This is a genomic window from Neisseria sp. P0021.S007 (genome assembly GCF_051956855.1).
This window is the reverse complement of record NZ_JBQCXA010000823.1, coordinates 1-589: the sequence shown is the minus strand read 5'-3', so window position 1 is coordinate 589 and position 589 is coordinate 1. Positions and strand designations below refer to the sequence as shown.

Sequence of the window (589 nt, the reverse complement as noted above, 5' to 3'; positions counted from 1 at the left end):
ACTACGTTCCATCCTTTTATACATTAAAGACGTATTTTCATCATGCAAACCGCGCAATGCTCCGCTACTTTCTTCTATTGGTACCACACAAACGTGCGGTACTTTTTTGCGCTTGTCTGAAACAGACCAAATTGAAAATACGCAAATCAGAGCCGCCTCATTTGAGCGGCTTTTTTTATACCCACCATGGCCGCTTAAATCCACCCATTTTTAAGAAATAAGGAATACAGCCATGACCGCTTCAACTAAAATCCACAGCCAAACTCAAATGTTACACACCTGCCGCATGGTCGTTGACAGCAACAGCCACCACAGCATGTCCAACACGCTCACTTTGCCTGATACGCCCGACAACCTCATCAGCGAAGCCTTAATTCCGCAAGTACGCACCATCGCGACTTTGATTGCCGCAGAGCGTCACGATTTCAATCAAAGCAGCCCCAGCGTTTTTACTGATGAAGCGGATTTCTTCGCGGCGCGTATTTTGGTTTTGGGCGTACGCCGTTTCCATTTGGACATTACCCTGTTGCCCATGCTCAAAACCGCCAACAAACGCGCCGAAGCCTTCGCCAAACGCCATCACATGCCC

The 589-nt window shown here is 48.0% G+C and carries 1 protein-coding gene and 1 pseudogene; one reads left to right on the top strand and one right to left on the bottom strand.

Translation table 11 applies throughout. The features are described 5' to 3' along the window. A pseudogene (locus ACTHUR_RS16160) lies at positions 1 to 204 on the bottom strand (hypothetical protein); the annotation flags it as partial. Between the two features lie 28 nt (positions 205 to 232). Between ACTHUR_RS16160 and ACTHUR_RS16155 the strand changes: the two are divergent. Then, the coding region (locus ACTHUR_RS16155) for a hypothetical protein (RefSeq protein ID WP_440399692.1) at positions 233 to 589 on the top strand (357 nt) is incomplete at its 3' end.